This is a genomic window from Mycobacterium bulgaricum (genome assembly GCF_041287165.2).
Taxonomy (GTDB): Bacteria; Actinomycetota; Actinomycetes; order Mycobacteriales; family Mycobacteriaceae; genus Mycobacterium; species Mycobacterium bulgaricum.
Genome location: NZ_JBGGKV020000028.1, coordinates 1 through 6,957, shown reverse-complemented (window position 1 = coordinate 6,957; position 6,957 = coordinate 1). Strand labels below are relative to the sequence as shown.

Annotated in this window: 7 protein-coding genes and 3 pseudogenes; 7 read left to right on the top strand and 3 right to left on the bottom strand. The window is 63.4% G+C overall.

All coding sequences use genetic code 11. The features are described 5' to 3' along the window. Positions 1 to 301 precede the first annotated feature (301 nt). Entirely contained in the window at positions 302 to 796 is a 495-nt protein-coding gene (locus ACAG24_RS29325) for a hypothetical protein (protein ID WP_011856867.1), read from the top strand. 509 nt (positions 797 to 1,305) lie between these two features. Here the strand turns inward: ACAG24_RS29325 and ACAG24_RS29320 are convergent. Both ACAG24_RS29320 and ACAG24_RS29315 read right to left on the bottom strand, forming a co-directional pair. Next, positions 1,306 to 1,520, bottom strand: a pseudogene (locus tag ACAG24_RS29320) (alkyl sulfatase C-terminal domain-containing protein); the annotation flags it as partial. A 25-nt stretch (positions 1,521 to 1,545) separates the two neighbouring features. Continuing rightward, positions 1,546 to 1,776, bottom strand: coding sequence for a hypothetical protein (locus ACAG24_RS29315; RefSeq protein WP_024449512.1), 231 nt, complete (start codon positions 1,774 to 1,776; stop codon positions 1,546 to 1,548). A 332-nt stretch (positions 1,777 to 2,108) separates the two neighbouring features. Between ACAG24_RS29315 and ACAG24_RS29310 the strand changes: the two genes are divergently transcribed. From ACAG24_RS29310 to ACAG24_RS29285, 6 genes and pseudogenes are all read left to right on the top strand, one after another. Further along, on the top strand, positions 2,109 to 2,450 hold the full coding sequence (locus tag ACAG24_RS29310; protein WP_011856840.1) for an antitoxin Xre/MbcA/ParS toxin-binding domain-containing protein: 342 nt from the start codon (positions 2,109 to 2,111) through the stop codon (positions 2,448 to 2,450). Next, positions 2,447 to 2,971 carry an RES domain-containing protein gene (locus tag ACAG24_RS29305; RefSeq protein WP_370475987.1) on the top strand — a complete coding sequence of 175 codons (525 nt, stop codon included), beginning with the start codon at positions 2,447 to 2,449 and terminating at the stop codon, positions 2,969 to 2,971. The genes ACAG24_RS29310 and ACAG24_RS29305 overlap by 4 nt, the downstream gene beginning before the upstream one ends. An 818-nt stretch (positions 2,972 to 3,789) precedes the next feature. Continuing rightward, positions 3,790 to 4,698, top strand: coding sequence for a sterol desaturase family protein (locus ACAG24_RS29300; RefSeq protein ID WP_024449513.1), 909 nt, complete (start codon positions 3,790 to 3,792; stop codon positions 4,696 to 4,698). A gap of 41 nt (positions 4,699 to 4,739) precedes the next feature. Beyond that, the gene (locus ACAG24_RS29295; RefSeq protein WP_036466280.1) at positions 4,740 to 5,510 is read left to right on the top strand and encodes a helix-turn-helix transcriptional regulator; all 771 of its coding nucleotides are present in this window, start codon (positions 4,740 to 4,742) and stop codon (positions 5,508 to 5,510) included. 368 nt (positions 5,511 to 5,878) lie between these two features. Then, positions 5,879 to 6,301, top strand: a complete 423-nt coding sequence (locus ACAG24_RS29290) for a hypothetical protein (RefSeq protein WP_024449515.1) — start codon at positions 5,879 to 5,881, stop codon at positions 6,299 to 6,301. Next, a pseudogene (locus ACAG24_RS29285) lies at positions 6,298 to 6,819 on the top strand (hypothetical protein); the annotation flags it as partial. The gene ACAG24_RS29290 and the pseudogene ACAG24_RS29285, both read left to right, overlap by 4 nt. Here the strand turns inward: ACAG24_RS29285 and ACAG24_RS29280 are convergent. After that, a pseudogene (locus ACAG24_RS29280) lies at positions 6,814 to 6,957 on the bottom strand (IS481 family transposase); the annotation flags it as partial. The pseudogenes ACAG24_RS29285 and ACAG24_RS29280 sit on opposite strands and share 6 nt — an antisense overlap.

Below are 6,957 nucleotides of genomic sequence, written 5' to 3'. Positions count from 1 at the left end.
AGTGGTTCAATGAAGCGCATCCGGCGCTGGTCCCATGCGCCAGATATACGCGTCAACTTCAGGTTGATTCGCGACCTTCCGACCCATAGTGCAAGAGGTGTGTGGTCTGTCGGCGGGCTGTAAACGGGGTGTGAGGTGGGCGGCTGGCGGTGGGTGCGGTGGTTGGCGAGTGGGGTGGGTGACGGTGGGTTGAGGGTGGCGACGGTGAAGCGGTCAGGAGGGCGGACGAAAAAAGTCGTGGGCGACGAATGTGGCTGTGGTGGTGGCCTGCACGGCCCGAACACTTCTAAGGTCCTCAACCATGACGGCAGCGAGAACATCCAAGGCGGAGGCCCGGCGCCGGGCTGTGGAAGCGGCTCGGCGCGCCAACGAGGAGCTTGCGGCGCGGGAGAAGGCGAACCTTAAGGACGCGACGATCCTGCTTCACGCGATCGACAAACTCGACGCGATTGGCGAGTGGAAGAAGCAGCGGCGCGCGGAGCTGCGCGCGCAGGCCGACGCGCAGTTGGCGCGCGAAGAAGCTAAACGGGTAGGCGACGATCGCGAAGCGGCGGGCGCGGCCGTCGAACGGATGCGTGAGCGGGGTGAGACGCTGACGACGATCGCCACCAAACACGACCTCGGGATCGCAATCGTTCGCGTGATGGCACGGCATGCGCCGAAAGCGGCAAATCCGGTATCGCGGAACGGTTCGCAGGCACTAGGTCGGAATGTGTCCGGAACGGGGGAGGCGGCGGCGGACGGGGAGGTCGGCCCGGACGCGGGCGAACCGCCGGCCGGAGCGGCGCCAGCGTGACGGTTCGGCGGTGGCGCGGCGACGGAAGTCTCAAGGGTGCGCTACGTCCTGAACCCGACGACAGAAGGGCGCTCGGCGCGGCGTTGCGACGGCGCAGGGCAGCGCGCAAGTTGATGCCGTCGCGGGGACGCTGCCGCGGGGCCGCGATCCCGCACTCCCGCCGGCCTGCTGGGCGCACTGAGCGATGCGTCGCCGCAGCGCGGCTGCGGGGTCGCGGTCGTGTCGACGCGGACGCTGTCTGATGGGGCGTGCGGCGTGGTGCGGTGGCCGAATACGCGGGCCGCGGTGAACGTCGGTGCCGGCTGTTAGGTTCACCGGTCCTTGAGGAGCGCGGCGAGGTTATCGTGGACCGGCTGGCGCACGCCTCGGAGATCGCGCGTTTCACCGCCATGTGGTGTGCGGGCCCACGGTGTCGGACTCGACATCTGGGACAGGTGCCATCGGTGCCGATGGCTAGGGCCGGTTTTATCTCAGGTCAGTCTTCGGTGAACGGCCACGCCGGCTTCGGGCTATGGGGTGACGATGTTGCACCAGAACGGGAAGGTGTCGAGTAGGCCAAGGAAATCGTTGAACGACGCTTCTTGGCCATCGATGGTGAGTTTGTTCTGCTTCTTGGCGTCGTCAAGGGTGATGGTGCCCAGCTGAATATCGTCCAGCGTGGCTTTAGCAGTGTCAGGCTGGCGTTGGCGTTCGGTACCGGCTCGGGAGCGTAGTGCAGCACCGCGTTCTCGACGGTGAGGCCGTACTCCTTATTGAGGTCGGTGAACTTGACGTTGAGCGTGAACGGCGATCACGGCCCGGGTGGGCTTGTCCTTGCCGACGGCCAGGCGGGTGCGTTCGGCGAGATCGACGTTCAGTCGTGCAGTGCGTTCGTCGGTGACGTAGAAGTGCGGGGCCGTGACGTGGGTGACGAGCTCCGGGTGCTTCTGCACCGTCAGGTCTACCAGCGCGGCGTGCCGATTGATCCTCGGCAAGGGCATTGATGCCGTAGGGACGGCCGGTCCACGGCAGCTTGTCGAGGCCGAAGCCCTCGTCGGCAAGCCGCTCAGCGGCGGGCTCCCAGTACACCCGCAGGCCCGCCTCCACGGCGGCTGCCGCCGCAGCGGCCTGGTGACGTGCAGCTTTGGTGTCCAGGGTGATGGCGTCGGTGCCAGCGTGCTCACGCGACAGGAAATCTTCGACCTGCTTGTGGTCGTTGGGTCCGAGCCGAAACTGAATGCCCATCGTGTGAAAACGTCCTCTCGACCTCGGGCGTTGTTTCATGACAGAATGCATGACACACACGCAGACAAAAGCAAGACAGGCAGACGATGTGGGAGCTAACGCGCTCGCCTCGACCGTGTCGAGTGCGATCGAGCGCTTGGGATTGACCTACGAAGAGGTCGGCGACATCGTCGACGCGTCGGCGCGCTCGGTGGCGCGCTGGACCTCGGGACAGGTCGTTCCACAACGACTCAACAAACAACGACTCATCGAACTGGCCTACGTCGCCGACGCGCTGGCCGAAGTGCTTCCCCGAGACCAGGCCAACGTCTGGATGTTCTCCCCGAATCGATTACTGGCCCACGCCAAGCCCGCCGACCTGGTGCGTGACGGCGAGTACCAGCGCGTCTTGGCCCTCATCGACGCCATGGCCGAAGGGATCTTCGTGTGAGCGATGCGCTCGACGAGGACCTGGTGCAGCGCATCGACGCGCGCGGCACCAGCCGGTGGTCGGGCACGTGCGCTCGCTACAGGGGCGCCCACCGTGACCCCTTGTCGGGGAAGGGGCGCGCAGATTCGGCGGAAGATGGAAACCCTGCCGGACTCTTCTCGGCGATCTATCTGGCCGACTCCACGCAAGCGTGCATGGTCGAAGTAGAACGCGCCGCGCGGGCGGCGTCGACGACCCGCGAGAAGATGCTCGAAGCTTCGTATCGACTGCACACCATCGAGGCCACCGACCTGGCCGTCCTGGATCTCATCACCTCTGACGCCCGCGAAGCGGTGGGGCTCGAGGACGACGACATCTATGGCGACGACTGGCCGGCGTGCCAAGCGGTGGGCCATGCCGCATGGTTCCTGCATGTGCAAGGCGTACTGGTGCCTGCCGCCGGGGGAATTGGCTGGTCATCACCGCCTACGAACAACGGACCCGCCCCGGTCAGCTCCACGTCAGCCACAGCGAGGATCTGACACCTATCCGCTACGGAGAACTGCGGCACCCTTAACTAGGGGCGGCGGCCTGCTCCCCGCCCCAGGGGAGCGTCTTGCAGCTCGTTCTTGTTGGACGCTCGCTCGGCTGGGGAATGTTTGTTGTCCTGACCGTGCGAGGATGCCAAATTCACCGGATGCAATGAGCAGACTAATACCGGTAAACCTGCATATTCGATTCCCGCATATTGTCGCATCGACTCGATCGGGTCGTGGGGGACAAGTCAACCGCGCTATGGATATCAGTCGTTATCCACGACGCTTCTCTATGGTGCCAACCGCCGGGTGGTGTTCTGGAATGCATCGGTCCGAGCAGGCCTGGACCGGCAAGCCCGTCATGTATTTGTAGCTTTGCCGATCCCCCGTGATGCTCACCCCTCGGCGATGCAGCCGCCCGTGAAAGAGGACATCTTCACTGAACCCTATGTATTGGACAGTCGCCGTCCGCGTCTCGCCGTCGAAGGTACCCCAATGAAATACTCGCATTGCCGCATAAGCACGCTTCTGCAAGGGATTGCACAAGATCGAACACCTTGCAGTCGATCCCCGCTGTCGTGTGCTCCCGGTGACTGCGCTTGGGCATCAGGCTAACTCTCATATCGTTATAGGCGCGTCAGCGTGGCGCCAAACCGTAACGTTATCGTGCATAACAACACGCCCCGGTAGGTGGCGGGACGCCGCACGGCTTATAGCAGCTGGCTGTCGTTACTTCGTTGTCTAATTAGCATTGAACGCCAGCTCTTCGCGATTGAACGGATCTGTTCAAGCGGTGGACATCTTTCTGCGCCGACGCTGTAATCATGGTTACAACGATCGTCCGATACGGCTATGCGCCGATCATGTTGATAGGCGTCAACGGCGCAGCCATCGCGTTGGCGCACGCCGCGTGGGCAGAGGTCTGCATGGCGGGGCTCATTCTGATTGCGATCGGCTTGTCGTTCGCGGCTGAGCGGGTGTTGCCCTACAGCGATGTTTGGAACGAGCCGATCGGTGACAGTCGGCGCGATGTCGCACATGCTCTGATCAACGAAACGTCGTTGCTGTTGACTGTGCTCGTCGTTCCCGTCCTGGCGATGCTTAATCCATTCAGTGCATGGTGGCCTTCGTCGTTGCCGTTTGTTGTTCAGGTTGTCATCGCAATCTTTGTCACCGACCTTGGAGTCACTTTGGTACATCTGGCAAGTCACAGAGTCGGGTGGCTGTGGCGCTTCCATGCTGTCCACCACAGTGTCAAGCGTTTCTACGGCTTCAATGGCCTCATGAAGCACCCGCTGCACGGAGCACTTGAACTGGCGGCAGGCATCACACCCCTGCTGATCCTTGGGTTGACGAAACCCGTTGCAGAGGTACTCACGGTGGCGATCGCGGTACAGCTTCTGCTTCAGCACTCCAACGCCGATTACCGCGTCGGACCTCTACGTAAAGTGCTGGCACTCAACGAAGGCCACCGTTTCCACCACCTCAAGTGGGCTGGTATTGGTGATGTCAACTTCGGACTATTCACGTTGACATGGGATCACGCTTTGCGCACGTTCTCCTTCGATCCTGACCGCCGTTTTCGCTCGGATGATCTCGGCATGGCGGCAAAACCCAACTACCCGGCGGGATATCTCGCGCAGCTGGCGGAACCGTTCCGGGCAAGTGGCGCATGCAAATTCGGTGCCATGAACGACGATGCGACCGTATCACCCGAGGAAGTCGCACGGTAGGCGATACCGAGACGCTCGGGATTGCGCATCTGAACCTAGCGATGGCGGCACACGGCATACTCAAGGACGTGACGTGGGCTGGCGAGGCGCTGATCGAGCCGGGGCGGCTCGTTTTCCGGGGACGGATCGGCTCGGCCCACAAGCACGCGCACGCAGCCCTTCAGATTGTGACTCTCACTGATGGTGCGGTATCCCTGTCCGACGCCGATGGCCAAAGGCTGTCCGCGTCTGCGGCGGTGATCGCCGCGGGCGCTGCGCACTCTATCGACACCGGCACAGGCTCTGGAGTGATGGTGTACCTGGAACCTACGAGCGTCGTCGGCCGGCAAGTGACGCGTCTCTTCGGCAGCACTATCCGCCCTGATGTCCACGAATGGGTGCGCCTCGGTGCCGGCATCCTCAACATCGATGCGAGACAACCTCTTTCCTCAGCTGCGGATGACGTGATTGCGCGACTGGTCGGGCCGAAGGAGCAGGCGAGTGGCGCGCTGCACCCCAGCGTCGAAGCGGTGGTCGGCATGCTGCCCGACATGCTCAGCGGCCCGGTCAAGCTGACCGACGTAGCCAAGGCGGTGCACCTGTCCGCCGACCGACTCGGACGGCTGATGGCGCAGGAGGTCGGTATGTCGTTTCCCGCCTACGTGCGGTGGAGTCGACTCATTCGTGCGATGGCGGTGGCCCGTGATGGTGGAACCATCACCGATGCCGCACACGCCGCCGGCTTTAGTGACAGCTCCCATGCAAACCGGGCTTTTCACGAGATGTTCGGCCTCGCACCCATCGATGCCCGACGAGGCGTTCGACTCACCTAGCGGTACGCGGTACCGGAGGTTCCGGTATGTTTCGTCCACGCGAATTACGGAGACAGTACGTAGGTGCTGATGCATGTCGTGGGGAGTCGCAGATGTTGAAGTTCGCCGCGGTTGATCGGGATGCGATCACGGCGACGAGGGAATCGGCTCGAAGATCATGAAGCCTCCCGTAGTCACATATCTCGCAACCGATGTAGGGCTGTGGATGTCCCTGCCCGCGTTTGCGCCCGCGCTGATCATTGTCGGCGTCGTGTTCTATATCGCGCGCCGAAATCGTCGTCGCGAACCCGCTGTAGATGCGGGTTCCGCCGAGAATCCCGTCGTTGAGAGGAACGAACGCCCATGACCACTGAACAGCCAGATCTGTCGTGACCCTCGCCCCGGTGGCGCTGTTCGTCCTGCTGGCCGGCTGCGGCTCGACGACGACCGATTCGGCATCGACCAGTCCGTCAGCGGCTCCCACGCCTTCTGCGGCCGGCGCTACCCAATCGCCGCGGGCTCATCAGGCGCCACTTCCCGAAGAAGCCACGATCGTCGAAATCGCCATCAGCGGCGGCACGGTTACCCCGACAAACGGGCAGACCCAGGCGACCATCGGGAAACCGATCGTGCTCCAGGTGACCAGCGACGTTGCCGACCAGCTGCACGTGCATTCTGTGCCTGAGCACACGTTCAATGTCGAACCGCGCCCGGACCAGAATTTCGAATTCACCGTCGACGTGCCTGGTCAGGTCGACGTCGAGCTCCACGATGTCAACCGCACTGTCGTCACCATTCAAGTTCGCCCGTGACCCCACGTGTCGACATCCTTGCCCATGGCGTCGGCGGGTCGACAGATCTCCCTGTACCGCTGTCTTTCGCCTTGATCGGCGCGGCGTGGGCGCTTACGGCGACGTTCGCCGTCGTCGCGCTCGCGTGGAAGAACCCGCGCTTCGACCCGGCGAAGCCGGGCCGCGAGTTACCAGAGTGGGTAACCCGGACCGTCGATAACGCGGTGCTGCGTTGGATCGCTGCGCTAGCGGCACTGACTTTCGCCCTCTGGGTGGCGGCGGCCGCCCTATGGGGTCCACAAGGCAGCGACAATGCGCTGGCCGGCGCGTTCTACGTCCTGCTCTGGGTCGGGCTGGTCGCGGTGTCGGTGTGCATCGGACCCGTCTGGCGCCTGCTGTCTCCCCTGCGCACCGTGTATCGGTTCTGCGGAGTCGTCCGCAAAGGGGACCTTGGACCGCTACCCCGCCCGTATCCGCAACGATGGGGTTACTGGCCGGCGGCTATGGGGCTCTTCGCCTTTGTGTGGCTCGAGCTAGCTGTACTGACCTGAGAGGTTAGGTACGCGGCTGGCTGGTGCTTGACCGCCGAGTGCTGTGATGGCCGCGGTGGTGATTATAGGTGTGCAACCAGCGCGGGTATTCGTCGCAGCGTTGCGCGTCGCTGGTGTAGAGCCGCG